Genomic DNA, 25699 nt, shown 5'->3' on the forward strand with positions numbered 1-25699 from the left:
CTCACATCAAGTTATGTAAATTGATTTTTTACTGCTTGTGAGAAATCCGGGTTTCAGCGACAGCCTGCTCAAAACCGAAGAAATTATGATTAACGGCAAAAAAATGCGTAACTTGCCTCGTCTGCTCAGAGAATTTCGGAAAAATTCAATTTACCATTCGATTCTAGAGCCGAAGTTCCACTCTCTGGTTATGGGCGATACTAATACGGAAAATATCAAAATTGGCAATATCGAGCCATTGTTGAGACATTATGACAACTTCTCTGTAACAAACCCTCCATTTACTGCTGAAGATATACAGATTTGTTTTTTCGATCCGCGTGCTATTGGATTTTATGAGAACGGTGTTGATACCAATGCTGACGATCCAATGTACGACAACAAGCCTTGGCATAACAGTCTCGGCAACTATGATAAGATTCACGGCGAACATTTTGATCTTGCCTACCAACTCCACAGAGAAATACCCCATATTTTGCTCGCCTTTGATGAAGAAAACCCGTATGAGTTTTCATACAGTGGCATAGAAGAATACTTTGCAGAAGTCATGACTGCTGCTTGGCAGTTGGATAATCCAGATTCAGATGTAAATCAGAACGATCCTAACTGGCTCATACGTTTTGTTTTCCTTATGGGTACCCACTTTATGGCAATGCCCCCGTACCACTTCAGTAAGAACAACGATGGTGTTTTGCTCGACAATGCTCATCAGCAAAAGCGTCCATTAGCAATCTACGTTGAAGGAATTAAGTGGCTTAATTTAACTCTAGATATGCTCGAAGGAAAAATAGATGAATTCCACGGCATTCCGGTTCCTAATTTCAAAATTTTCAACGATGAACCAGTAATAGAAAAAGTAGCTTTAGATTATGCATCTCCCGAAAATTTCGCTGCAAATTAGTCAGACGATTGCTTTGCGCCAGTGTTTCAAAAGACTTCTAAATGAACGGCGGGTTTTTCCAACCCCTTGGCACTGGTGCGTTCACGGCTTAGGGATTGGGCAGGAACCAACAGGCTTCGATCCAGATAAATCGGATCGATTGCTCAAAATAAGTCTTGCCCTATCTCGAAAAACTAACACTAGTTATCATACATTTATACATCATTTGCTTAATGGCATCCTGGCAACATGTGAAGCTGTATCGTCAGATAATTGGCTCACCCAGCAGCGAGCGCATGATGAGTTTAAAAAGGCGATCGAGCAGTTACCGAGCGAACCTTGGCAGCACGCACGTGCTTGTGCTTTATTAACAGAAAGTTTAGTCAAAGTCGGTCAGCTTCAACCCTATCGGGATGTTGTTCGTTGGCATCTGGAAAGAGCATTACAGCAACTAGCGAAATTAGATTTATCCAGCGACAAACTTCGTTATAAGAAATTGCAGTTGTTCGCTAATCTGTTCTTAGCTGTAGGGCAAGCAGAGTTTACGGACTTGCTAGAATTACAGCAGCAAAATGGCGATACATATATCGATAGCGCTTTGCAATTGGCTACAACTATCTCCGATCTCTTTTACCGTGGTAGAGGTTCCGCGATTATCTTTTCCGTTTTAGCCATCATCGGTTGCAAAGAGGAAGTATGTACTGGACAGCAAAATCATCTTCAGACTCTTTTAGATATTTTTGATTCCGAGTTAAATAATTCATTAACACGAGATTCGGATGGAGTTCATGAGGGAGCAGATTACTATTTATTTCCACTTTCGCTGATACTCAATGCAATTGCTGTGTTAGATTGTCCTGATTATTTAACTTATAAAAGGGACTGGGTAAAACAAGCTGTATCGCTTTATAATGCGCTCTCGCCTGCTTCACAGGCTTCACAAATAACATTTTTTATCTATGCATTAGATAATCTCGGAGTACTTGATGCTTATGTGCCCGATCTAATTACATTTTTTCATAAATGTATGGAAGCATATATACAATCAATAGATGTCTTCCGAGTTGATAGTTATTTACGATGCACTTACTTAATTCATCTGGCTTGTCATTTAGGATGCCCCGATCTACTTCATCCATCTATTTGGTCAATATTCTCGAATAGTGCAGTACAAATATTCGGTTCAGACCATTATCTTAAAAGTAATTATGGCTCTAGTTATATGGTGATGGCGTATACATTATCTGCATTCGATAGAATAGGCAAAATGGATATATTGTTTAGTCCAGAACTCGGACTACCGGATGCGATCGCTCGTTTTCAAGATAATTCTGAGTCAACCGCAATAAATTCACCAAAAAGCATGTTTGCACTGATTGAAACTGGGTTGAGAATGCGTCCTATTGGCTCTTGTGACACGCCACTTTTCCAAAAAGCTCACCTTGACAAGTGACAGTTTAAAAAAGCATATTCATAGTTCACAATTTTGATAATTGCTGCAATCAAATTACCAATATTCCAGAAGCTGTTAAAGAAAGGTTAATGATTAACATGGGAACTATAAATCTAAAGGTAAACGGAGAAGATAGAGAGGTTAATGTTACAGACGACACTCCACTTCTATGGGTGCTTCGGGATCATCTTGGGCTAAATGGTACTAAATTTGGGTGTGGTATGGCACAATGTGGAGCTTGTACTGTACATCTCAATGGTATTCCTATACGTTCGTGTGTAACACCAGTTTCGGCAACTATAAATCAACAGATATTAACTATAGAAGGACTCTCCGAAAGCAGCGATCGCTCAGTTCAACGAGCTTGGACAGAACTTGATGTACCGCAATGTGGATATTGTCAGTCGGGGCAGATGCTTGCTGCTGCGGCGCTACTTTCTGAAAATCCTCAACCTACGGATGACGATATTGATGCTGCGATGTCTGGGAATATTTGTCGTTGCGGTACTTATCAAAGCATACGAGCTGCCATCCATAGAGCTTCCGAGTTGTTAAGCCAGCAAAGTTAAGGAGGTTCGCCAGGATGGAAAACAATACAACTACGCGGCGCAGTTTTCTCAAGGCATCTGGCGCACTGGGAGCAGGTTTGTTTCTTGGGTTTTATCTGCCACCGTCCAGCCGTGTGCAGGCTGCCACCTCTCCAGCTAATCAAACAAAGCCCCTGTCAAAGCCCAACGCATTTATCCGTATCCTACCGGATAATACCGTAACGATTATTGTACATAAAGCTGAAATGGGGCAAGGGGTTTATACTTCTTTACCGATGATACTCGTTGAAGAACTCGAAGCCGATTGGGACAAAATTCGCATTGAATCTGCCCCAGTGCATCCCAACTATGACCATACAGTGTGGAAAAATTATCAAGGTACTGGTGCTAGCACTAGCATTAGCTCGACTTGGGAGCAACTGCGACTAGCTGGCGCTACAGCACGAGAAATGTTGATCGCTGCGGCTGCCATAAAGTGGGATGTATCACCAAACAGTTGTATTGCTGAAAAAAGTTATATTTTACATCCAGCTAGCGATCGCCGCTTATCTTTTGGGGAATTAGCCGATCGCGCAGCCCAAATGCCAGTGCCAGAGAACGTTACACTCAAAAAACCAACTGAATTCAAACTCATTGGTAAACCAATAAAGCGCTTGGACACTGCTGACAAGGTTAACGGTAAAGCAGTATTCGGGATCGATGTTCAAGTCCCCGGAATGCTGATAGCACTGATTGCGCGTCCGCCAGTGTTTGGCAGTCGCTTGAAGCATTTTGAGGCTGAGGCAGCCAAAGCCGTTGCGGGTGTGAAGTATGTAGTAGCACTCCCTATAGGTGTAGCAGTTGTAGCTGACAGCTTTTGGGCAGCAAAAAAAGGGCGTGATGCACTCACAATCCTATGGGATGAAGGGCCCAATGCCGAACTTTCATCAGAAGGCCTGGTGCAACGATATGCCGAGCTGGCAAACACTCCTGGACTGGTCGTCAGAAAGATAGGCGAGGTAACGGCAGCATTTGATACAGCAGCTAAAAAGCTGGAAGCAGTTTACGAAACACCTTACCTTGCCCATGCTCCGATGGAGCCATTGAACTGTGTTGCTGATGTGCGATCGCATAGTTGCGACATCTGGACTGGCACACAGATGCAGACTACCGATCGACTGGCGGCATGTGAAATTACTGGACTCAAGCCCGAACAAGTTCGGATTCATACAACTTTACTGGGGGGTTCCTTTGGACGACGCTCTAATCCACACGCCGATTATGTCAAAGAAGCAGTACAACTATCTAAAGCCATTGGCAAACCGATAAAAGTTATCTGGACTCGGGAAGACGATATCCGTGGTGGTTATTACCGTCCATTGCATTACAGTAAAATTACTGCAAGTCTAGATAAAAATGGCAACATTATTGCATGGTCTCATCGGTTGATTGGTGAGTCAATTGGCAAGGGTACTCCGTTTGAGAAGATATTGATTCATGAAGGCATCGACCACCTTTCAATTGAAGGGGCGGATCATCCTTATGCAATTCCTAACCAACTGGTAGACCATCACCCTGTTGATAATGGCGTACCAGTGCTGTGGTGGCGTTCTGTTGGTCACAGCTTCACTGCCTTTGTTGTCGAGTCTTTTTTGGATGAATTGGCCGCGGCATCTGGACGAGATCCATTAGAATTTCGGCTTTCCATGCTAACCGAACAGCCACAACACCGAACCACTCTGGAACTCGCTGCTGAAAAAGCAGGTTGGGGGCGCAAACTCCCAACGGGTATTTACCAAGGGCTGGTCCTACATAAATCATTTGGCAGCACTGTTGCCCAGATTGCTGAAGTATCCATCAACAGCGACGGACAGCCCCGCGTTCACCGGGTAGTTTGTGCAGTTGATTGCGGTATTGTTGTCAACCCCGACACTGTGCGGGCCCAAATAGAATCGGGCATTGTCTATGGCTTATCCGCCGCATTGTATGGAGAGATTACGTTTAAAAACGGTCGCGTACAGCAAAGTAATTTTCATGATTATCCTATACTACGCATGAATGAAATGCCAAAGGTCGAAGTTTATATCGTTAATAGCACTAAAAAACCTAGCGGTGTGGGTGAAATTGCCACGCCACCGATCGCACCTGCGGTGTGTAACGCAATTTTTGCAGCAACAGGCAAGCGGATTCGGCGATTACCAATCAACGCTGAAATATTACAGCAAGCATAAATTTTCTTAACAGCAAATTAGGAGGCAAAATGGTCGCAACCACAACCGCTGCTGTAGTCCACGAACCTCAGGGGCAATTTACATTTGAGACTATTGAACTCGACGATTTACGCAGCAACGAAATATTAGTTCGTAATCAAGCAAGTGGTATATGCCATACAGATTTTGTGGCACAAAATCTGATGAAACTGCCGATTGTGTTGGGTCATGAAGGTGCAGGAATAGTAGAAGCTGTGGGATCGAGAGTTAGCCGAGTTAAACCAGGCGATCAAGTAATGATTTCTTATCCTTGGTGTGGTAATTGTTGTGGGTGTTTGAAAGGTCAGCCTTATTTTTGCGATCGCCACATTTCCTTGGGATTTGGCGGCACTCGTTTAGATGGCTCCCACACCATGAAGTTGGATGGAAAGAGTATTTCCGGCGCATTTTTTCAGCAGTCCTCCTTTGCTACCCACTCGATCGCAGTAGAGCGCAATGTCGTGCCAGCGATCGGTGATTGGGCTGCCGAGATGTTGGCGGCTATTCCCTGTGGAGTGCAAACTGGTGCGGGTTCTATTTTGAATACGTTTCAAGTCGGTTTAAAAGAAGGACTGGGGGTTTTTGGTGCTGGCACTGTAGGTTTAAGTGCAGTGATGGCAGGCAAGCTGGTTGGTGCATCACCATTGATTGCGATCGATCTGGTGGAAGAACGCTTGAATCTGGCGCTGGAGTTAGGAGCAACTCATGTCTTAAATGCCAAAGACGGGAGAGTTGCGGAACGAATCAAGGAGATTGCGCCCGACGGTGTTCGTTATACTCTGGAAACCTCAGGAAATGAGCAAGCGCTCAACGATGCCATTGACTGTCTCTCCACTGGTGGCGAATGTGGCATGGTGATAGCGCCCCATTTTGGTGAGAAATATCCGTTTTCGCCAACGCAAATCTTTAAACGTGCGGCAAATTTGCGGGGAATTATTCAGGGGTCTTCCGTACCAAATACATTTTTGCCGACATTGCTGGAATTAAATCGGCAAGGGTGCTTTCCCTTTGAACGTTTGATTACCGTTTACGATTTTCAGGATATCAACAAAGCTGTAGAAGATACTAAAGCGGGCAAGGCGATCAAGCCAGTCCTGAAAATATCATAACCAGCTATCTTTCACGGTTTTTGAAGTTAATAAAAACGAAAAGGAAATCTCAGTCATGCAATTTATAGTATTTCTATTAGCTGCTCTCTTGATGGGAGCCATTACCCCCATCTATTTGCCAATGAATAGCTCGGTGGCTCGGTATGTAGGTTCGCCAATTCTAGCTAATATAGCTTTCTTTTTCATAGGTCTGGCCACCACCCTTATAGCTTTATCGATAACCTTGCTTTTGACATCAAACACGGATGAGTTGGCGATCGCTTCAAAATTTAGAAATGTTCCGATACATCTATATCTCAGTGGTGTCTTTAGTGCTTTGTTAATCTTGGGAACCACCACTTTGATTCCCCGTTTGGGAGCTAGTACCTTCTTTGTTCTGTTTGTGTCGGGTCAGGTAGTGATGGCAGCAGTAGTCAGCCATCTAGGCATTTTAGAGTCTCCCAAAGACCCGATTTCGTTCCAAAAAATTATCGGTATCCTCTTCTTGGTCGCAGGTGTAGGGCTAGTCACATTTTCTAATGTTAAAGAAATCAGTTGGCTACCTACTGTCTTCAAGAGCTTTCGTGCCAGCCTTTAACGAATATAGCCACGAGCAGCAATAATTTTACCCATCAACCAAGACTTATGTTAGGCACAGTTTAAGTAAAACGACTTGAAAAAACCAAACTATGTTAACAAAGATGAAATAAACTAAAATCCTCTTCCCTCCTGCCTTCTGCCTGAAACTGATGATAAATATTCACACCAACCTACTTAGTATAAGAATGAAATGCTAGTAAACGTTACAACCAGTTCTGTAATCAACGCATCAGTTAAACAAGTATGGGCAAAAATACGGGACTTTAATAGCCTGCCTGATTGGTATCCGTCTGTAATCGATAGCCATATAGAAAATGGTGAGCCTAGCGACAAAATAGGCTGTATCCGTAGTTTTAACCGTGAAGATCAGCTGACCTTGCGAGAGCAATTACTAGGGCTTGACGATCGAAAACATATCTGTACTTATTTGCTGCTGGAACCCAATCAGCCGATGGAAGACTACATTTGTACTATACGGCTGTTACCAATTACAGACAGCGATCGCACTTATATCGAATGGTTCGCAGATTTTAAATGCTTACCTGAAGAAGAATCCAAATTGCGCCAGCATCTAGAACAGGTGTTCCAGGTCGGTTTTGACAGCTTGAACAAAATTTTCAGCAGCTAATACTGTTTCCCTTTCGGGTTGATACAGTCGTAGTCACACAGGTTAGGACATTTTGAAAGCATGAAAGCTAGGAATAGTAATACTTTTACCTTCTGCCTCCTGCCTTCTGCCTCCTGCTATACATACAGCAGTTTTCTTTTGGATGAAGTACAAAGGTGCTTTTCGGTATTTAAGGAATAGTGATGGATTTTAGCAAACGAGCTTTTTTGAAAACAGTAATGGATCTTTGCGTTGGTGCGGTGATGAGTCCGTTGGCTACAACTGCATCTCCACTTACCGATGATACTACTAAGTTGAGCAAGAGTGTGTTCAAGAAAATTGCTATTGAGGAGGCTTTTGCAACACCAGAATTATTTGAGGAGTGGCGCAAACTCCTCGTCACCGATGCCGAAAAAGAACCGGGATTCCAAAAATTGTACAAGCCGTTTCTGAATAGCCCTGCAACTAAAGAGATACGCGATCGCCTCATTAATGTGGGAGCCAGTCGCATTCGTGACATGGATCTATATGGAATTGACATGCAGATACTGTCAATCACCTCGCCAGGGATTCAAGTATTTAGTGCCGACAAAGCAGTATATCTTGCCAAAAAGAGCAACGACCAACTAGCCGAATTCATCTCGGCTTACCCAGAAAGGTATGCTGGACTTGCCGCAGTTGCGCCCCAAGCACCTAATGAGGCCGCCCGCGAGTTAGAAAGAGCAGTAAAATATCTCGGTATGAAAGGTGCAATAATTAATTCCCACACTCAGGGGGAGTATTTGGATAAATCAAAATATTGGGTATTGTTTGAAGCTGCCCAAGCATTGGATATACCAATTTACCTGCATCCGAGAACACCTTCTCCAGAGATGATAAAACCTTTTCTCTCCTACGGTCTCGAAGGTGCTGGTTGGGGCTTTGCTATCGAGACAAGCACACACGCAATGCGTTTAATCCTCAGCGGTTTATTCGATCGCTTTCCCAAGCTTAAATTTGTTCTAGGGCATTTAGGCGAAGGAATACCATTTTGGCTTTCCCGTATTGACAGTCGTTTTGCTAATCAAACTTGGATAAAAATGGATGATTCAAGTCGAGTAAAACAACTGCAAAAAAAACCAAGTGAATACTTCATGGATAACTTCGTTGTTGCCACTAGTGGGGTAAACTGGACTCCAGCTTTGATGTTTGCCCTTTCAGTATTAGGTTCTGACCGTATATTGTTTGCGATCGACTATCCGTATGAATCGATTGCTTTAGCTGTCGAAGGTATAGATAATACACCTATGAGCGATGCCGATAGAAAAAAAATATACCATCTGAACGCAGAAAATTTGTTTAAATTGAAAACCGATGTCACGAAGAAAGGTGTATTCGCGCCATTTCCCTTTTGCCCTTAACCGATAAGTATTGCCTCATCTCCTATCTTCTACACTACAGATGAAAGAACTTCAAAACATACTTGCAGCTTTTGAGCAAACTCAAAATAAAGGTGAACTCACTGCCCTAGCCACCGTTGTCAATACTAGTGGCTCTGTCTATCGTCGCCCCGGTGCTAGGATGCTGCTGACTGAAGCAGGGCAAATGATTGGCTGTGTGAGCGGTGGTTGCTTAGAAACTGATGTGTTTGAAAAAGCCCAAGCCCTAATGTTTGCTGATGGAGTTCCGGTTGTTGTCAATTATGATACTACTGCCAGCGATGACATTGTTTGGGGATTTGGTCTTGGTTGTAATGGTGTAGTTGAGGTACTCGTGGAACCGCTTTCTAACCAATTAGCCAAAGGTCAGTTGGATTTTATTACTGAATGTCTGCATGGGCAGCAGTCGGGGGTAATGGCTACCGTTTTTAAAGTGACTAGAGAAACGATCGCCAAAATAGCATCTCGATTCTTCTTAAAGCCAGATGGTACTGTTATTAGTAATATTCAAGATGAATCACTTGTGCAACAGATTTTGGTAGATGTCCAACAAGTACTCAAACAAGGACAATCGCGGGTAAAGTCTTATATTCTTCCGAGTGGTATCGTTGGAGTCTTCCTAGAAGTTATTCATCCTGTTGTTCCTTTGGTAGTTTTTGGTGCAGGTCATGATGCGATTCCCGTCGTCAACCTTGCCAAACACCAAGGTTGGCACGTCACAGTTGTCGATAACAGACCAGGCTATATAACCTTTGAGCGTTTTCCCAATGCAGATCGAATTATTTTTAGCGAACCTCAAGTAATTCAGAACCACCTCAATCTCAATTCACGCACAGTTGCTATAGTTATGACTCATAGATATGAGAGCGATTTGGCACTGCTACGAACTTTGTTACCATCTGCTGTATCCTACATTGGTATTCTCGGCCCTAAAAGCCGCACCCAGCGATTACTACAAGACCTTAAGTCTGAGAGATTTGTGGCAGAAGATGCACAACTGCAACGTCTTTACGCTCCTGTAGGCCTTGATATTGGTGCAGATTCACCAGAAGCGATCGCGCTCTCAATCGTAGCAGAAATTCAAGCAGTGCTGGCAAATCGTGCTGGTGGAATGCTGAGGAGACGACTTGGCTCAATTCATGGAGAGGAAATTACATGTCTGAAGTCGGCCTAATTATTCTTGCTGCTGGTGCATTAATTCGTATGGGAACGCCAAAACAACTTCTACGTTACGGCGAACAGAGTTTGATTAGGCATGTAGTTCAAGTGGCGAAAGCTTCAATATTTTCAAATTCCCAATTAAAAATTCTACAGTAGATCCCAAAGTTATCTGTTTACGCTGGGTGCAGTGGTATAGGGATGTTTAAAACCCTTACACCCAGTCTCAACAGGCAACCTTAGTACGTAAATGCTGTTATCAAAACAGAATACATGCGTCAGTCGTCAGAATTCATTCTGAATTCTCTTGGCGGAGCGTCTCCGGCTCGCTCCTGAATTCTGACTTCTGACTTCTTCTTCAAAGCGATCACGCTTACTCTGGCTTTCTACCAGTGACAATACTCCAGTAGCCAAATGTCGGTTTAACTTCAATATCAATAAACCCAGCTTCTGCCAACATGATAGATAACTCTAGGTCTGAATATTCTTGCCCGCCAGCGCACCAAATCTGCATGATTACGTTGAACCCTGCTGTGGCTGATGGTCCTGTCCGGCGATCATTAAATAGCCATTGATGAATAATTATCCGTCCACCAGGCTCTAGACTATCAAAGCTTTTTTTTGTCAGAAAACGATTTTTTTCAAGGTCGTAATTGTGATAAATCAGCGAGTAAAAATGCAAATCAGCAGAGGGGAAAGGATCGTTCCACATATCGCCAACTTGAGTGCTAATTTGCTCTCGAAGTCCATATTCAGCAATATACTCTTGGGCAATTTCGCAGACTGGCCCTATGTCCAAAATCGTCGCTTTCAAGTTAGACCACTTCAGGGCTGCACCGATGCTGTGAGCACCAGAACCCCCAGCAATATCCAACATATATTTATTGCTAGATAAGTCTAGAGTTTCCGGCCACGCCAAAGCAGGAGGAATACCAATGCAATGCATGGCTTTTGTAAAAGTGCGAGTTACTCGATCTTTATCTTCTTGTTCGTGAACTTCGTAGAGAGAATCACCCTCATAAATAATAGGAGCATCTGTCAAAAGAGCTTTCTTAACTCCCACGTAAGAAAAGGAATCGGAGTTAGCAATCATCAAGTCCAAGTATCCACAAAAAGAAGTAGGGCTAGTTTCTAGCAAATACTCTTGGGCAACAGTTGTAAGAGAGTAGCAGCCATCTTTTAGTTGGATAAAACCCAGCGATGCACATACAGATAAAAGCGTCCCTGTTGCTCGTAGTGCAAGATTAAGACTCTGGGAAATCTCTTGTAAAGTGCGTGGTCTTTCTGCTAGTAAGGGAAACAGTTTTAGTTCATGAGCAACTAGTAAAGTTGGGTAATTGTACAGACCAACGATCACATTCCAAACCTGTGTACCATCTGTTTGTGGTTTGTGAAGCTTGTTTATTGTAGCTTTAGTTATTGCTTGGGTCATTTTTGTTCTCCTAGTAATTGCAAAAATGGGTAGTGGTAAATATGTAGTAAAAACGCAGATTTACTAACTTACGTTTGCGTTGTTACACGAATTCGGGAGAATGGTAAATTTTATATATCACCATATTCCGTTGCAGATTCAGTCTGACTATAAAAACCAAAGCCAACTACAGAACTATATAGGACAGACTCCTATTTGATTTTTGAACAAAACTCCGTACACTTTTATTCTTTCTTCTCTGTTCTCTGTTAAGAGTTCCCTGCCTACGCAAGTAATTATGGCTATGCCACGCTGCGTGAACAGAAATCAAATCGGATTGCTATAGATATAGATGAGACACAGCAGTGATGTTTTCACCACCGTGACCTTGCTTGATAGCTTCCGCAAAGACACGCCGAGCTGTCTCCACTATTGGCACTGACGCACCATTTACCTTGGCAGTGTCGAACACATAACCTAAGTCTTTTTCCACAAGCTCAACAGGAAACATTGGGGCGAAGTTACGAGCCAGTATTCCAGCCGCCGCTGCCTTCGCTGCCGGACTACACACCGGAGTTGAAGACACAATTTCCATCACCTTGGTTTCATCTAGTCTGCAACGTTGCATGAGTCCAATCAACTCGCCTACAGTTGCAACTTGCACGCTAAACAGCACATTGACGGCAAGTTTGACTGCTGCACCGCTACCACTTGGCCCAGCATGGTGTACTGCGTTACCCATAGCTTTTAAAACTGGCTCTGCCTTTGCAACAGCATCGGCATCACCACCAACAAAGTAAATTAACTGGCCTGCTTTTGCCTGCGGCCGAGAACCAGCTACTGGTGCATCCAAAAAGGTAATTCCATGTTGAGAAAAGCGCTTTGCAAGTTCCTGCGCCCAAGCAACAGTTATTGTTGAGCTTTCAATAGCTAGGGAGTTTTTGGACAAGCCAGCCAGTGCGCCAGTATCAGGATTTAACCATACAGACCTTGAAGCGTCGTCATCTCGCACCATACAGATAGCAAAGTCTGCTTCCTTTACACCTGCACGAGGTGTATCAGCGGCTTGAGCTCCCATCTCCACAAGAGGGACTGTCTTGTCTGGACTTCGGTTCCATACCCTAACCTCATGCCCTGCCTTTAAGAGTGCTGCGGCCATGGGTGACCCCATTGCACCCATACCGAGTACAGCAACTATAGACATAATATTATTTCCTAAGACATAAAATTGTTTTCTTGGAGATTAGACATCTCCAGAAATGACGTATCGACTCTGACTGCACAAAGCTTTTATCGTCTTTTTCGGAGATGTCTATTAGCTTACTTGATCTATCAAATGCTATCAATAGTTGCTATTGCATCATATTCATGGCATTGTTGCACGAATAAAAATTCAAGTCTCCTGGTTACATGGCAAATTGGCAATATATATCTCTAGGGAGCAATGCGATTCTGTGAGGTCGGCTAAGGGACTTCCAGAAAATAAACTATTCCATCAACAATTTTGGTAGTTCTAAAAATGTTTTTAACCACTCATACTTCGCAAAGCCATACATCTCTATTGCCACCCAACTATCCGCCCCAGATATTACTGCACACACGGCAATGCTGATAATGTCAATTAACTTGTGACGCTTAGTGCGATCTATGCGTGCATCTTCCATCTGTGCAAAGTGGTCAGCAATCGTGATTTTCGGCTTGAGTTTCACGCTTGTGTGTCTTTATTCTACTTTGAAGATGAGAATATCATGGTTGAGCGATCGCACGCAGCAAATACTCCTGATGTTGACCTTTTTACATTGCTCAATCAGTACAAAGCTTCATCATTTCCTCCTGATGCCCGACAGGCAAAATTCCTCACCTGACCCGTCTTCTAGTTTATCCGTACCACTTACTTTGTCACAATTTAGATGCGTTTGCCCTGACCACAATTAGTGTTCGTCAAGTTAATACCTTCAGTTTTGGTTCATATTGAAAATGACGAAATGGTAAGTGCAAAGAAATCCGACTTGTTCTATTTAGAATAAAGCGATCGCTTTCATTAAAATAGCCGGAAATCTCGAAGATTTGGAAGCTCAAGGCTATTCATTTGGAACAGGGTTCGCACCTTTGATTGAACAGCGTTATCGAGTGGTTGCACCAAATCTCTCGTGAATTTTCCCAAAATGGGAATTTTACCCACTGCGATCGCATTCCTCAAACCCATGACCAAGTTCATCCTTGATAGTCTAGGTATTCTGAGACGGACATTAACATCTAAGAAGCAGCACAGCAAGATACAGGGTTCTGCCATAAACCATGAGGCGTGGTGGGTGCATTCGCTGTAAGTTCCAACTCCCCTTTGGCATTTATTACCCACCCAGTAGCTTCTACAATGGGTTTTGGCGTAGCAGTAGTAGATTTGATGGTAACAGGTGGACTTCTTGCCTTCTCTGGTGCTGGGATTAAGAATAATCAAATCTCTTGAACTGCATCAGTGTTGAGGACATCGCCTGGGTTAGGAGGCAAGCCGCCGCGTCCAGTACTTGAGGCGCCAGAGGAAAGTCTCCTGGTTGATCTGTCGGTAGACCCCGCAAGCAACGAATTCGCTTTCCTCTTGTCAAAAAAACCTTTAACAAGCCTAAGAAAGTATCTAAAAATACTGCCTAACGCTTTTGATCTCACTTGCTCCTCTGGTTATTCGACATGAAGTCAAGAGAATCTACTGTCGAGCTATTTTCGCTTGCTTTAGTCTAAACTCCAGTATCATAGTAAAACTCTGTAGGACAGTAGTTTTACTTTTTTAACTTCATTGATAATCTGTGACGTGGAAAAAGTATTTGCAAAACAGAGTTTGTGGGATAAAGAAAACTGAGTTCTTAATTTTGGATAAAGTCGAGCTAACAGCAGAAAAGTTTGTATCAATCAAGCAGTCAGTACACCAATTAATTTTGAATAACCATCATCTAATTCACAAATTATCTCAGCTTTTTATTGCAAGCGTATAGATACACTACCTGCATGGGCTGGCAAACCTTCTGTTTCTGCTAAGGTGACAGCTGCTTTGCCTATTGTCTGTAATGATTGTTTGTCACATTCTAAAAAAGTAATTCGTTTAAGAAAGTCGAACACACTCAAACCAGAGGCAAAGCGGGCAGAACGGGCAGTTGGCAGTACATGGTTGGGGCCTCCTAAATAATCGCCAATCGCTTCTGGAGTATAGCGTCCTAAAAACACGCTGCCGGCACACTTAATTTGATCGGCAAGCAGTTGCGGGTTGTCTGTACACAATTCCACATGTTCAGGAGCTAGTTGATTGAGCAGTGGTATACTCTCGGCTAAATCACTTACCAGAATCACGGCTGCATAATTTTGCCAACTAGCACTGGCAACTTCTCTGGTGGGTAAATCGGCGAGAATTTTCTCAACAGCTTTTATTACTTGTTGCGCGAAGATTTCGGAATCAGTAATTAAGATTGATTGGGCACTAGGATCGTGTTCTGCTTGCGATAATAAATCCCAGGCAATCCAATCTGGGTTGTTCTGGCTGTCGGCTACCACTAAAATTTCAGAAGGGCCAGCGATGCTATCAATGCCAACAGTGCCAAAGACTTGACGCTTGGCTTCAGCAACATAAGCATTACCAGGGCCAACAATTTTATCTACTGGAGCAATGCTTTCTGTACCATAAGCTAATGCTGCGATCGCTTGCGCCCCACCAATGCCATATATTTCTGTAACACCAGCAACTTGAGCAGCAGCCAATACGGCGGGATTAATCTCACCGTTAGGCATCGGTACTGTCATGACAATTCTTTCAACACCAGCAATTTTGGCTGGTAAAGCATTCATCAACAAAGAACTCGGATAGCTAGCTCGTCCCCCTGGTACATAAATTCCCACTTGCGACAGCGCTACCCAATTCAATCCCAGTTTTACCCCGACTGCATCGGTGTAGCCAATATCTTGTGGTAGTTGTTTTTCATGGAAAGCCACAATCCTTTCAGCAGCAAATTCCAGCGCCGCCAAGACATCAGCAGGACATTGCGTTGCGTGTTCGGCAATAAAGCTTTCGCTTAGATGCAAAGACTGAAGATTGTTGCGATCGAAACGGCTAGTATAGTCCTTGACTGCGGCATCACCACGCACTTTCACATCAGCTAGAATCTCGCGTACTGTCCCACTAACATCAACTGTAACTTCCCGGCGATCGCTTACCAGAGTTTTGAATTTCACAGAAAAATCTTTGTCGGTAGTTTGAAGTAGCTGCATGGACAGTACCTTAAAAGCAGTGAGGTCAATAATTAGTTTAACTCCTGATTAACTTGCTCGATATGACTGTGTTATGTGCATCACTCTTTTTCAGATGTAAGCTAAAAGCACAAAAGATTATGAGTTAATCATCCTATGCAGCAGTCCACAAGAGGCAATTACCGGGATATTTGGCGGCAGCTTGTTACTTTGGCCGCAATCTTTGGTGCTTTCTTTATCAACGTAGTATCGAACGTTTTTCCGCTCAATGGACTTAGCATCGGGGAAATTTCCAATACCTTGTTTAAAAATGTCCTGATTATCCCTGCCAATTACGCCTTTGCTATCTGGGGGCTGATTTACCTTGGGTTGTTTGCTTTTGGGGTATACCAAGCTCTACCTAACCAGCGACATGAGCCTGATTTACGTAAGACAAGTTATCTGTTAGTGATTGCCTGTGTTGCTCAAAGTATCTGGGTGTATCTGTTTTTGTCTCGGCTTTTTGCTCTTTCTGTAATTGCAATGTTTTTGATTCTGTTGGCGCTAATTGCTGTCTATGTGCAGTTAGAAATTGGCAAATCGCGTGTATCTCGGCTGAAAAAATGGTGTATCCACTTTCCTATTAGTATTTATCTAGGCTGGATTAGCGTGGCGACCATTGTCAACGTAGCGTGTGCCTTGGATTTTCACGGGTGGAACGGTTGGGGGATTTCTGCTGTCATCTGGACTCTCTTTATGGTATTGATAGCAACAGCAGTTGCAGCAATTATAGTTATCCAGCGTCGAGACATTGCTTATACAGGAGTAACACTCTGGGCATTGGTAGCGATCGCTGCGCCAACGTCTGCGACGAACGCACTCAAGCATTCTGATAACTCAATGCTTAGAAATACTGTATTGGTTTTAGCAATTGTCCTAGTTTTAATCGCTACGATTAACAGCTTACGCACTCAAAAAGAACATATTTAAGTGTGATAACATACCCGCCCAACGTCTCTCAAGAGATAACTTTTAGCAAGCGTTCGTTAAGCACGCACAATCATGGTCGGTTGTTACACACACCAGTCTAATTGTTATTAGCCAGAATAGTTAGAGCCGTAATCGTCTGAAAAGTCCAAAATTTATAGAAATGAAAAATATTATCTCGATTGGTTGGAATAACTGGTTAAAACGGCATAAAGAATCTGTTTTATTATTTGACTCAATTGCTGCCGCTAATGACATTGCCCTGATGCTTAATGGTCAATGGGATGGCTGCAATGGTGTAATTGTGGCTTCTAGTGATGAGGTAGCTGTTGACACTGCTGCCAAACTATTACAAGCTACATGGTGTTATCAAGGCGCATCAAAAGCTGTTTTAGACAGAGCAACAACTGATGAAATTTTACGCCGTTATGCAATCGGAGAAAGAAATTTTGTTAATGCTAATTTGAGGTGTGCAGTACTTGCATCAGTGAAGTTAAGTGAAATTAACCTAAGTTATGCCTCCTTGAGTTGGGCGGACTTAAGTCAAGCCAATCTCAGTAAAGCTGATTTAACAGCAGCAGACCTCAGTCAAGCTAATTTAAGTGGAGCCGACTTGAGTAAAGCATACTTGATGAGGGCAAACCTAAGCGAGGCAGACTTGCAACAAGCTTCACTTCCGGGGGCTAACCTAAGTAGTGCTAACTTAAGTGAAGTCAACCTCACTGGTGCAGATTTAACAGGAGCTAATCTGTCACTAGCAGACCTCAGAGGGGCAAAGTTTCACTCGTGCAATTTGAGTGGGGCTAACCTAACAAATGCCAAGTTAATTGAAAGTGACTTGGCTTTTGCTCAACAATATCCGAACAAATACTAAATTTAATCCAATACGCTTGGGTTAGTAGGTTGGGTTGAGGAACGAAACCCAACATTTCCGGGGCTTTGTTGGGTTAAGCAAAGCGCAACCCAACAAAGCAATTTTTCACAAACCCAAGCGTATTGAAATTTAATCTAGTCAGGACTTACGCAAAATAATGGAAAAACGTAGACGCGCCAGCGGCTTCTTGCAGGGTATCGCAAAGGACGCAAAGGAATAAGAGTTTAAGAGAGTTATTGCGTAAGTCCTACTATAAGACTCATATTTGATTGCATAAAAAAAACTCAGTACACCTTTATTCCTTCTTCCCAGTCCCCAGTCCCTACGAGTAATTCAGGAATCAAATCGGAGTTTTATAGTATTAGATTTTAGTAATTAATTGGGGAAATTAAAGTTAGAGTAATTACTGAGAATTACCAGTGACTATAAGTGACCATATATCAGACTGTAACCAAGCTAGAGATGCACGCCTGTTACGTAACATCGCTCAGGGATAAGATAAAATCCTGATGCTATTAACCCTTCATCTAAATGAAGGGTTTTAAAATCTCTCAAACTTTCAGTTACCCTGAACATTGAAACACTACTGAAAGATTATTAGCTGGCATTTGGTAAATCTGTTGCAAGATCAGATTTTGTGCCTTAGCTACTGCTATGACATCATCCAAGTTACGCACACCCCACTCTGGGTTTTCAGTGCGTAAATATTCGTCAAAAGCTGCATTACTCGCAGCTGTATGTTCTCCACCTTGTTTGAAGGGGCCATATAAATAGAGGATACCTCCTGCTTTTAGGATACGACCTGCCCCTGCCATTAACCCCAGACAGGCTGACCAAGGTGAAATGTGAATCATATTGATGTTGACGATGGCAACGATTGGCTTCGTATTCAGCCAATCAAATCCACCATTTTCCACAGCCCAAACTGGTTCTTTTGCATCTAGCTCAAGCGGTGCATAAACGTTATCACATACATTGTGTTCAGTCCATGAAATAATGCTGGCTCTTGATTGTGGATTTACATCGGTTGGGAGCCACTGATAATCTCTGAGCCTGGATGCAAAAAAGACTGCGTGTTCACCAGTACCACTTGCTATTTCTAAAATAGTGCCGCTCTTTGGCAACACTTGTAAAAGTACTTCTATAATTGGTTCGCGGTTACGCTCGGTTGCCGATGCGTATTTTCGTGCATCTTGTGGTGTCATCTCGATCGTTATATTTATAATTAATATTAATATGAATATAAAACTATAGCCATCTTTCAAATATCAAACGAAGAAATCGACAAATTAAAATATACTCCAATATTAATAACTGTACGCAATCTGAAATGTTGGAGTGCATTCAATACTTATCGCTTTGTGTATTTTTGATTCGGAATCAAGTTTTGGGAAAAGAACAAAGGGTAAGAGTTAATGTACGCTGGGAGTTTTTGAATTTGTTTAAAGTGCGATGTCTTCTCTACGAGACGCTCTGCGAACTACGGGCTGCGCCTACGCTTTGACTCTGAGTTTGGTGGTAGGATTGCCAAGCTATGGTAGCAAGTACTGGCTCGTTCCATTCTGAACCACACCCTGAACTTGCTAATTTGGCATGAATGAAGAGAGAATCTATCAGTCAAGTCAAACTAATTTTCCAAAACGCGATAGTGGATGTTACCGAATTAGTCAAAGTTTCAATTATTCTCTTGCTCGTTGCTACAGGTGTAGCTCTGCTGTCCCGACGGTTGGGAATTCCTTATGTTACGGGTTTAGTATTAGCGGGTTTGCCCATCACTGAGCTATTATCTCGGCCAATTGGTTTAAATCCAACCCTTGTTTTGGATCTTTTTCTGCCAATTCTCTTGTTTGAAGCTGGAATTAATACAGATGTCAGTCGCCTACGCAGCACCTTTAAACCAATTGCCCTTCTAGCTGGGCCAGGGGCTGTGCTTTCCAGTGGTATTATTGCTGTCCTGTTGAAATTTGGACTGGGATTGAGTTGGATACCTGCCTTATTTGTAGGAGTAATGCTGGCAAACACTGATACAGTTTCCATGATTGCCATCTTCAAAGAGATACCGGTGCCTTCCCGGCTTTCCACCATCGTTGAAGGAGAAACCCTATTTAACGATGCTGCTGCCCTAGTTACGTTCAACCTGGTTTTGCAAGTATATTCGACAGGTTCACTCACCTTACTACAGGGAATCCAACAATTCCTATTTATCTCTCTAGGAGGCTGCCTCGTGGGGTTAGTCTTAGGCTATTTGAGCATACCTGTATTCGCCCGTTTGGATGATCCCCTTAGCAGTCTATTACTGACGGTAGCAGTTGCATTAGGCACTTTTCAGGCTGGAGAATTTCTAGGTGTATCAGGTGCTGTCGCCGTAGTTGTAGCTGGATTAATTTTCGGGAATTTAGCGCTTTCTCGCAATACTTCTGCTTCTAGTCGCATCACCTTGTTGAGTTTCTGGGAATATGCCGGTTTTACCGTCAACACCTTTATTTTTCTGCTGATTGGTGTAGAAATAGACCTGGTAACGCTCTGGAGGACTTTACCTGCAATTCTACTTGCAGTTTTAGCTTATCAAGTCGGGCGAGTTCTTACGGTCTATCCACTGCTAGCAGTGGTTCGTTGGATTGACCGCCCAATTCCATTGCGTTGGCAACATTTACTGTTTTTAGGCAACATCAAAGGTTCACTGTCAATGGCTCTGGCGTTGAGCTTACCCACCACATTACCAGGGCGAGAAGTCCTGATAGCTATAGTTTTCGGCTGTGTGCTGGTGTCGTTAGTGGGACAGGGTTTAAGTTTGCCTTGGGTGGTAAAACGTTTAAAATTATCTAAATTTTCTGAAATTCAACAACAAGTTGAAGAGTTGCAAGCCCAGTTGATGACGGGTAAAGCAGCACAAGATGAATTAGATAGCCTGTTGAAATCAGGAGTATTACCAAAAGCCGTTTATGAAGAGATGCGTTCGGCTTATCAGGTACGAATTGCTGGTGCAGAAAAAACACTGCGGGAACTATATAATCGTCGCCCTGATGAGGTGGAAGGTAGAAGTGGCAAGAGCAGTAAACTTGAAGCCATTCGCCGACGTTTACTGCTGGCAGAAAAAGGAGCGCTCAATGAGGCAATGCGGAAGCGTATTCTCTCAGAAGAAATTGTGCGCGGGCGGATACAAACTCTTGATGAACAATTACTGAAATTAGAAGATGATTAAATATGAGGATTGGGGACTGGGGATAGTCTGAGCTTTGTCGATGAACCTCTGAGCTTTGACTAATTAGAATCTGCTGCCTCTAATACAGTACGGCGTAAATAAACCACCCATCAAAACCAATGAAATGCTTACGCTATATTAATTTTGAATTTTGTTAGCGCAGCGTTAGCGAGTCCGCAAGCGTCATTTTTAATTTTGAATTCCGCCTTGCGGTACTAGTTAGATATTGAGTCAGAGACTCAATAAATGCATTCCCATACGGAGCGTGGGAACGAAGAAGGAAACGAAGAAAAACTTAATTACGAATTACGTTAGCGCAGCGTTAGCGACGCAGGAGCGTCATTACGAATTACAAATTATTTTAAAGGCGATCGCTTATCGTTATTTTGACTTTTAATTACCCTACCAGGACTGATAAAAGAAATTCCTTGTTGAAAGTCAGTGCCAATCATGACTGCTTCCACTATCGGTTCGGATATTTCTGTTTGGGCTACCCACTCGACAATGAAGTTTGCGCCTAAACCTCCACTGCTATCATTTCTATTGATAAAAAAATCTGTAGAAGCTAGCGCATCAAGTTGAATAGGGTGCTCCAAATACTGTTTAACTAGTTTCCCTTCTGAGTTATAGTAGCGCACAGAAGTAATAATAATCGGATTGGTCAAATCTGTATTCCGAACACTAAGCGTAACTGCTAACTCAAAAATCTCTTGGCGATTGTGATGATAGATATGAGAGTAGACCGGGACATAAAGAGTTTGACCGCTTGCTATCTTAAAATTATTATCCAGCGTCACTGTTTTTTGCAATGGGGTTGCTGGAATGGCATCGGGTTGTGACTTGGGTGTTGATTCACAAGATGCAAGAATCATAACAGCGATCGCTAAATAAATATATCGATACGGCTTCATCAAAACTCACCAATTTTTTTATATGTGTAGCTAACCCTACCTAATAAACAGTTAGGTAGGAACTGCGCTCAACATCTTTGTTCAATAAAATCAATGACTTGATGTAAAGATCCTGGTTTAGTCACAATCAGCACAGTTGAATGAGGTTCCAGTATTGTACTACCGTTAGGAATCATCAAATCTTCGTGGGGATGGGATTGATAGCCAATAATTAGCGAACCAGTCGGAAATTGTGGATCTTGAGCAATTTCAGCAACGCTACGACCAGCAACATAGCAATTGTTGGGGATGGAAAGTTTCAGAACCTCAATCTGTCCCTGCTCAAAATGCATCATTGATTCCACTTGGGGATACTCAATGGCGTTCACCATTGTTGCAACTGATAGCTCAACAGTACTGATAATATGGTTGGCTCCAACTATCCGCAGTGGTTCGGCAAAGTCGGGGTGGCGCATCCGACTTAAAATATGGGGGACACCGTAATGTCTAGCAAGAGTTACCATTGCTAAGTTTAAGGCATCACTTCTTAAAACTGCTGCCAAGGAACCGGCTTTGCGAATCCCAGCTTCTAGCAAGACTTCTGTACTCACAGCACTGCCTTCAAAAGCCATTGCTCCTACTTGTTCGCGGGCGTAGCGGCAAGCGATAGGATCGATGTCAATTACAGCAACAGTATGCCCTAGTTCTACCAGTTTTTGCGCTAAACTTAAGCCCACTAAGCCTGCTCCACCGATGAGTACGTACATCACTCTTCCTGATATTATTTGAATTTTTACTTCAGTTTACAGGTTAACAAATGGGCATTGGGCATTGGGCATTAATTCTACTTCCCCTGCTTGCACAGCGATTCAATGTTTTTTTATTTGAAATCCTTTAGCAGCACTGGAAATCACAAAATTATTCGAGCGGAGGTTTTTTTAATTGCAATTTTTAAATTGGTATTTTTCGAGTAACTCTTTAACTTGAGCAGCCACTAAAGGATGTGGATCTTTTTGTAACTGGGGGAGGATTTGCAGGAGAACGCGATATGAAACCATATTTAAATATGCGATCGCAGCTTCCCTAACAAAGCCGGTGGGATGACGCAAACTCACTAATATCTCAGAACTGGTTAGTCGGATGCGTGTCACTTGAGCATAATGAAAACAGCAAGCTAGACACCAGTCAGAAAGTAAATTACCTAACATCAGCAATCTGTGGAGGCGATCGCTAACTATCATGTTCTCATATTCTACGATCTTGGCTTCGACAAGATATTGTAATTTTTCTGCCTGTGGTCGGTTATCTAAAATATTCAGTAATAAAGACTTTGAAGACAAAGTTACGGTATGCTCTAAGATTTCTAAGCCCCGCGCTAAGTTTACCACTGAGAGCGATCGCAGATTGAAGGATGCTGCCTGCATTTTTTCTGGCGAGTACAGCAGTCTTAGCAACAGTAGCAGCCGCTCTTTGACATCTAATTCCAATTCTAGAAGGGCGCGTTGCAGTAATTCAGAGACAATCACAATCCTCTGATTGGATTGATGATTTTCTTTTTGGTCTAGTGTTTGGAAGTCAATGTATGCAGCGTAAATTTCACCTAAAAACTTTAATTCCTGCTTAATTAAATTTTCTACCCGACTTTCATAAAATCGATCTACTAAACCTTTAATTCCTGGTTGTTTGTGTATTTTTAGTAAGCTGCGGAGAATATGATCCCTAGTAGTACCCCAGGATGTTTCCAACTTTTCCCATAAAATCTCCAATGCTTGCTGTGTGCCGACTTGAGCAATGGTGCGCCAAGCGTACATCCGCACTACTTCTGGTTTGTAAATATTGGTCGCCAACCGCAACAGCATTTCTAAAGCTTCATTTTCTAGCCGCACTAGGGCTGACATGGCTGTGCTGCGGGTTGATTTGTAATAAAGTGCTGCAATCAGTGCTGAATAGTACTCTTCTAAATGGGTGGCTGCAATCATTTCTAATACGGCACAGCGCACCCGTAATGACTCATCTTGTAATAAATTCGGGATGTGAATCCGCAATGCCTGCAAATAAACTGCTTCTCTCAGCGCTCTAACTCCATTCATCCGTTCCCGTTCTTGCTTATGAGTTAGCATCCGGCGCATGGTTTGAGTAGCTGCTACCTTTTGCATAGGCGTTCCCTGGCGTAAGACTAAAGCGGCGGCGGTAGCGCGGATGAGTGAGTTTTGCCGAGGGTGTAAATATCCTTCTAAGAGGCTTAAATTGGGATTTGGTTCAGCCAGCCAAACGTAGCGCAACGCTAAGGCAAAAACTTCGGGGTTAGTTTCTTGGGATTCTTCTAACAAAGGACGGATGGCGGCTAGATAAACCGGATTTACACCTCCCATCAGCATCACTTCCAAACTTTGACGCTGCAAATCTGGGGTTAACTTCAATAGCAGAGGTGCTAAAACTTCCGCAGCTCCAGGGGAATCAATTTGGGCTAAAAGTTCAATACAAGAGCGTTTATCAGCCTCAGAGCCTTTTTCTGCTAAAGCTTTGACTACACCCTGTTTGAAAAATCGTAAGCCGACATTGGTTGCACTCAAGTGACCCCGTGCCACACTCAAGACTAACAGTTCCACATAGCGCGATCGCAATTCCCAAACTACTGTTAAACAACTGCCAGTTATCAGCATTGTTTCTGCTACCAACACCCATTTTTGCAGTGGTTCGGGTACAAACCGCCCACAAAACAAGATAGTCACAAAAATTAGCGCTCCTGTCAAACCTGTAGCGATCGCTTCGGCAGTTCCACCAGATAAAGTCTGCATTCGGCTGCGAATTGCCTCTGGAATCGGTTGATACAGGATGGGGCCGCTACTCATGACAAAGGTGTAGCGCAGAAGTTCATCGCAGAATTTGACAATTATCAAACCCCAGAAAAAACTTTGCGATTGGATGGCTGGAATCAAATGTAGCAATACCAGCACTCCTGGGAGTGAAAAGCCGACGGTGATTGGTAAAAGCGTCGCAGTGAAAAATACCCCCATCCGTTCGATGAGTCGGCTGGAAATAAACCACTGCAACAACAACTCACACAGTCCCAACATCCCACCAAAAAGACCCAAAAAGCTCGCAAGTTCTCGGTCGTTCAAATTGGATTGGAGTTCGCGTAAATACTGAAAATCTATTAACAACCCAATAACTTGCAACAATCCTACAAAAGCAAACAACTGGCAAACGTACCGCTTCAGTGGACTTTTAATGAAACGCTCTCGTGAAGCTTGTTGTTCGGGAACTAGTCTTTGTGGAGTTTCAGGAAAAGCTGCTCGATAGTGATGAGTTAAATAGAATAGAATCCCCGATCCTAATAAAATCACCATACAGGCGATGAAGATGATCTTATTCAGTGTGGTGTATTGCACAAGCCAAGGCAAACTAAAGCCACTGATCACATCTGCTACTAAAAGCCCACTACTCACCAGTGGGTAAGTCCGTTTAATCTCCCGAATATTAAATATTTGGTTGGCGACAATGGAGGTGTTGAGGTCATTGACCACATAAAGGGCATCTACCCACAGCCGCAGTAGAAATGCCGAAATCACTGCCAGGTAGGAAAATTGCGATCCCCAACGTAATACAACTAATAAAACTAATGGCATCAACATACAAGGTGCGATCGCCACAATTACCCGACGTAAAGGAAAAATCTTTTGCAGCCAAGAGTATAAAAATACCAGTCCAGCACTCATTGCCGCACTAGCAATATACATCCACGGTAATAGATGAGTACCATACTCATCCAAAAACAGCGCCACCGTACTGTCTTCTGCCCACCGCAATCCTACACATACAATTGTGTAAAAAAGAAACATTATCTGGGTTCGTTCGCTCTCCTCTGGTCGGAGATTCACCCACTGTAGTAGTCGTGGTAAAGCAACTTTATTTACAGCCAACCAGTGATTTTTCAGTTCCATGCAGTTTTATTTTCTGGTAGTATCACCGCGCAATGGGCATTGGGCATTAGTTATTTACCCTCTGCCCCTCTGCCTCCTCATTCCCTGGAAATAGCAAAAGTCCTGAGCAACTGAGTATTATGTTTCCCACTCAGCGTTCAGGACTATCGATTTTAGATAAATTTAAATGCTTTCGTAGGAGTGCACAGCTAACTGTGCGCTC

Annotated in this window: 23 protein-coding genes and 1 pseudogene; 15 read left to right on the forward strand and 9 right to left on the reverse strand. The window is 43.0% G+C overall.

The window, feature by feature from the left end; translation table 11 throughout:
* The first annotated feature begins 37 nt into the window (after positions 1 to 37).
* From ACFE93_RS22905 to ACFE93_RS22950, 10 genes are all read left to right on the forward strand, one after another.
* On the forward strand, positions 38 to 901 hold the full coding sequence (locus ACFE93_RS22905) for a hypothetical protein (protein ID WP_375476540.1): 864 nt from the start codon (positions 38 to 40) through the stop codon (positions 899 to 901).
* Positions 870 to 2333 (forward strand): hypothetical protein, encoded by a 1464-nt coding sequence (locus ACFE93_RS22910; RefSeq protein ID WP_375476542.1) that lies wholly within the window; start codon positions 870 to 872, stop codon positions 2331 to 2333. Before ACFE93_RS22905 ends, ACFE93_RS22910 begins: the two co-directional genes overlap by 32 nt.
* Before the next feature lie 98 nt (positions 2334 to 2431).
* Positions 2432 to 2902: a (2Fe-2S)-binding protein gene (locus ACFE93_RS22915; RefSeq protein WP_375476544.1), complete on the forward strand. Its 471-nt coding sequence runs from the start codon at positions 2432 to 2434 to the stop codon at positions 2900 to 2902.
* 14 nt (positions 2903 to 2916) lie between these two features.
* Positions 2917 to 5091, forward strand: a complete 2175-nt coding sequence (locus ACFE93_RS22920; protein WP_375476546.1) for a molybdopterin cofactor-binding domain-containing protein — start codon at positions 2917 to 2919, stop codon at positions 5089 to 5091.
* A gap of 29 nt (positions 5092 to 5120) precedes the next feature.
* A complete protein-coding gene (locus ACFE93_RS22925; protein ID WP_375476548.1) occupies positions 5121 to 6218 on the forward strand; it encodes an NAD(P)-dependent alcohol dehydrogenase in 1098 nt (365 codons plus the stop codon).
* Between the two features lie 55 nt (positions 6219 to 6273).
* Positions 6274 to 6795, forward strand: coding sequence for a DMT family transporter (locus ACFE93_RS22930; protein ID WP_375476550.1), 522 nt, complete (start codon positions 6274 to 6276; stop codon positions 6793 to 6795).
* A gap of 192 nt (positions 6796 to 6987) precedes the next feature.
* The gene (locus tag ACFE93_RS22935; RefSeq protein ID WP_375476552.1) at positions 6988 to 7425 is read left to right on the forward strand and encodes an SRPBCC family protein; all 438 of its coding nucleotides are present in this window, start codon (positions 6988 to 6990) and stop codon (positions 7423 to 7425) included.
* Between the two features lie 218 nt (positions 7426 to 7643).
* Positions 7644 to 8804 (forward strand): amidohydrolase family protein, encoded by a 1161-nt coding sequence (locus ACFE93_RS22940; RefSeq protein ID WP_375476554.1) that lies wholly within the window; start codon positions 7644 to 7646, stop codon positions 8802 to 8804.
* A gap of 40 nt (positions 8805 to 8844) precedes the next feature.
* The gene (locus ACFE93_RS22945) at positions 8845 to 9996 is read left to right on the forward strand and encodes an XdhC family protein (protein WP_375476556.1); all 1152 of its coding nucleotides are present in this window, start codon (positions 8845 to 8847) and stop codon (positions 9994 to 9996) included.
* Positions 9978 to 10139: an NTP transferase domain-containing protein gene (locus ACFE93_RS22950; RefSeq protein ID WP_375476558.1), complete on the forward strand. Its 162-nt coding sequence runs from the start codon at positions 9978 to 9980 to the stop codon at positions 10137 to 10139. The genes ACFE93_RS22945 and ACFE93_RS22950 overlap by 19 nt, the downstream gene beginning before the upstream one ends.
* A 214-nt stretch (positions 10140 to 10353) precedes the next feature.
* On the opposite strand, the gene ACFE93_RS22955 is transcribed toward ACFE93_RS22950, so the two are convergent.
* From ACFE93_RS22955 to ACFE93_RS22965, 3 genes and pseudogenes are all read right to left on the reverse strand, one after another.
* Positions 10354 to 11412 (reverse strand): methyltransferase, encoded by a 1059-nt coding sequence (locus ACFE93_RS22955; RefSeq protein WP_375476560.1) that lies wholly within the window; start codon positions 11410 to 11412, stop codon positions 10354 to 10356.
* A 319-nt stretch (positions 11413 to 11731) separates the two neighbouring features.
* The gene (locus ACFE93_RS22960) at positions 11732 to 12595 is read right to left on the reverse strand and encodes an NAD(P)-dependent oxidoreductase (protein ID WP_375476562.1); all 864 of its coding nucleotides are present in this window, start codon (positions 12593 to 12595) and stop codon (positions 11732 to 11734) included.
* A gap of 301 nt (positions 12596 to 12896) precedes the next feature.
* Positions 12897 to 13100 (reverse strand): annotated as a pseudogene (locus tag ACFE93_RS22965) (transposase family protein); the annotation flags it as partial.
* A gap of 6 nt (positions 13101 to 13106) precedes the next feature.
* Here ACFE93_RS22965 and ACFE93_RS22970 point away from each other — a divergent pair.
* Positions 13107 to 13256 carry a hypothetical protein gene (locus ACFE93_RS22970; protein WP_375476564.1) on the forward strand — a complete coding sequence of 50 codons (150 nt, stop codon included), beginning with the start codon at positions 13107 to 13109 and terminating at the stop codon, positions 13254 to 13256.
* Positions 13257 to 13432: 176 nt separating this feature from the next.
* Here the strand turns inward: ACFE93_RS22970 and ACFE93_RS22975 are convergent, their stop codons facing one another.
* Positions 13433 to 13684: a hypothetical protein gene (locus ACFE93_RS22975; RefSeq protein ID WP_375476566.1), complete on the reverse strand. Its 252-nt coding sequence runs from the start codon at positions 13682 to 13684 to the stop codon at positions 13433 to 13435.
* A gap of 12 nt (positions 13685 to 13696) precedes the next feature.
* On the opposite strand from ACFE93_RS22975, the gene ACFE93_RS22980 reads away from it, so the two are divergent.
* Entirely contained in the window at positions 13697 to 13858 is a 162-nt protein-coding gene (locus ACFE93_RS22980; RefSeq protein ID WP_375476568.1) for a hypothetical protein, read from the forward strand.
* A 503-nt stretch (positions 13859 to 14361) separates the two neighbouring features.
* On the opposite strand, the gene hisD is transcribed toward ACFE93_RS22980, so the two are convergent.
* Positions 14362 to 15642 (reverse strand): histidinol dehydrogenase, encoded by a 1281-nt coding sequence (hisD, locus tag ACFE93_RS22985; RefSeq protein ID WP_375476570.1) that lies wholly within the window; start codon positions 15640 to 15642, stop codon positions 14362 to 14364.
* Between the two features lie 135 nt (positions 15643 to 15777).
* Between hisD and ACFE93_RS22990 the strand changes: the two genes are divergently transcribed.
* Positions 15778 to 16590, forward strand: a complete 813-nt coding sequence (locus ACFE93_RS22990; RefSeq protein ID WP_375476572.1) for a tryptophan-rich sensory protein — start codon at positions 15778 to 15780, stop codon at positions 16588 to 16590.
* A 160-nt stretch (positions 16591 to 16750) separates the two neighbouring features.
* Positions 16751 to 17461: a pentapeptide repeat-containing protein gene (locus ACFE93_RS22995; protein ID WP_375476574.1), complete on the forward strand. Its 711-nt coding sequence runs from the start codon at positions 16751 to 16753 to the stop codon at positions 17459 to 17461.
* Between the two features lie 563 nt (positions 17462 to 18024).
* Here ACFE93_RS22995 and ACFE93_RS23000 read toward each other — a convergent pair.
* Positions 18025 to 18666: a DUF938 domain-containing protein gene (locus tag ACFE93_RS23000; protein WP_375476576.1), complete on the reverse strand. Its 642-nt coding sequence runs from the start codon at positions 18664 to 18666 to the stop codon at positions 18025 to 18027.
* 443 nt (positions 18667 to 19109) lie between these two features.
* Between ACFE93_RS23000 and ACFE93_RS23005 the strand changes: the two genes are divergently transcribed.
* Positions 19110 to 20663: a cation:proton antiporter gene (locus ACFE93_RS23005; RefSeq protein WP_375476601.1), complete on the forward strand. Its 1554-nt coding sequence runs from the start codon at positions 19110 to 19112 to the stop codon at positions 20661 to 20663.
* Positions 20664 to 21019: 356 nt separating this feature from the next.
* Here the strand turns inward: ACFE93_RS23005 and ACFE93_RS23010 are convergent, their stop codons facing one another.
* The 3 genes from ACFE93_RS23010 to ACFE93_RS23020 all read right to left on the reverse strand — a co-directional run bounded on the left by ACFE93_RS23010 (position 21020) and on the right by ACFE93_RS23020 (position 25497).
* Positions 21020 to 21574 carry a DUF3124 domain-containing protein gene (locus ACFE93_RS23010; protein WP_375476578.1) on the reverse strand — a complete coding sequence of 185 codons (555 nt, stop codon included), beginning with the start codon at positions 21572 to 21574 and terminating at the stop codon, positions 21020 to 21022.
* 68 nt (positions 21575 to 21642) lie between these two features.
* Complete coding sequence (locus ACFE93_RS23015) at positions 21643 to 22320, reverse strand: potassium channel family protein (RefSeq protein WP_375476580.1); 678 nt, start codon at positions 22318 to 22320, stop codon at positions 21643 to 21645.
* Between the two features lie 171 nt (positions 22321 to 22491).
* Complete coding sequence (locus ACFE93_RS23020) at positions 22492 to 25497, reverse strand: MFS transporter (RefSeq protein ID WP_375476582.1); 3006 nt, start codon at positions 25495 to 25497, stop codon at positions 22492 to 22494.
* Between the last annotated feature and the right edge of the window lie 202 nt (positions 25498 to 25699).

It is taken from the genome of uncultured Nostoc sp., from assembly GCF_964247315.1.
GTDB lineage: Bacteria > Cyanobacteriota > Cyanobacteriia > Cyanobacteriales > Nostocaceae > Nostoc.

What these genes read in the sequence shown, in the direction of transcription:
- ACFE93_RS22920 (WP_375476546.1), top strand. Translation starts at nt 2,917, where the DNA reads ATGGAAAACAATACAACTACGCGGCGCAGTTTTCTCAAGGCATCTGGC.
- ACFE93_RS22915 (WP_375476544.1), top strand. Translation starts at nt 2,432, where the DNA reads ATGGGAACTATAAATCTAAAGGTAAACGGAGAAGATAGAGAGGTTAAT.
- ACFE93_RS22975 (WP_375476566.1), bottom strand. Translation starts at nt 13,684, where the DNA reads ATGGCAGAACCCTGTATCTTGCTGTGCTGCTTCTTAGATGTTAATGTC.
- ACFE93_RS23020 (WP_375476582.1), bottom strand. Translation starts at nt 25,497, where the DNA reads ATGGAACTGAAAAATCACTGGTTGGCTGTAAATAAAGTTGCTTTACCA.
- ACFE93_RS23015 (WP_375476580.1), bottom strand. Translation starts at nt 22,320, where the DNA reads ATGTACGTACTCATCGGTGGAGCAGGCTTAGTGGGCTTAAGTTTAGCG.
- ACFE93_RS22930 (WP_375476550.1), top strand. Translation starts at nt 6,274, where the DNA reads ATGCAATTTATAGTATTTCTATTAGCTGCTCTCTTGATGGGAGCCATT.
- ACFE93_RS23010 (WP_375476578.1), bottom strand. Translation starts at nt 21,574, where the DNA reads ATGAAGCCGTATCGATATATTTATTTAGCGATCGCTGTTATGATTCTT.
- ACFE93_RS23000 (WP_375476576.1), bottom strand. Translation starts at nt 18,666, where the DNA reads ATGACACCACAAGATGCACGAAAATACGCATCGGCAACCGAGCGTAAC.
- ACFE93_RS22910 (WP_375476542.1), top strand. Translation starts at nt 870, where the DNA reads ATGCATCTCCCGAAAATTTCGCTGCAAATTAGTCAGACGATTGCTTTG.
- ACFE93_RS22955 (WP_375476560.1), bottom strand. Translation starts at nt 11,412, where the DNA reads ATGACCCAAGCAATAACTAAAGCTACAATAAACAAGCTTCACAAACCA.
- ACFE93_RS22995 (WP_375476574.1), top strand. Translation starts at nt 16,751, where the DNA reads ATGAAAAATATTATCTCGATTGGTTGGAATAACTGGTTAAAACGGCAT.
- ACFE93_RS22950 (WP_375476558.1), top strand. Translation starts at nt 9,978, where the DNA reads ATGTCTGAAGTCGGCCTAATTATTCTTGCTGCTGGTGCATTAATTCGT.
- ACFE93_RS22935 (WP_375476552.1), top strand. Translation starts at nt 6,988, where the DNA reads ATGCTAGTAAACGTTACAACCAGTTCTGTAATCAACGCATCAGTTAAA.
- ACFE93_RS22990 (WP_375476572.1), top strand. Translation starts at nt 15,778, where the DNA reads ATGCAGCAGTCCACAAGAGGCAATTACCGGGATATTTGGCGGCAGCTT.
- ACFE93_RS22945 (WP_375476556.1), top strand. Translation starts at nt 8,845, where the DNA reads ATGAAAGAACTTCAAAACATACTTGCAGCTTTTGAGCAAACTCAAAAT.
- ACFE93_RS22940 (WP_375476554.1), top strand. Translation starts at nt 7,644, where the DNA reads ATGGATCTTTGCGTTGGTGCGGTGATGAGTCCGTTGGCTACAACTGCA.
- ACFE93_RS22960 (WP_375476562.1), bottom strand. Translation starts at nt 12,595, where the DNA reads ATGTCTATAGTTGCTGTACTCGGTATGGGTGCAATGGGGTCACCCATG.
- ACFE93_RS22925 (WP_375476548.1), top strand. Translation starts at nt 5,121, where the DNA reads ATGGTCGCAACCACAACCGCTGCTGTAGTCCACGAACCTCAGGGGCAA.
- hisD (WP_375476570.1), bottom strand. Translation starts at nt 15,642, where the DNA reads ATGCAGCTACTTCAAACTACCGACAAAGATTTTTCTGTGAAATTCAAA.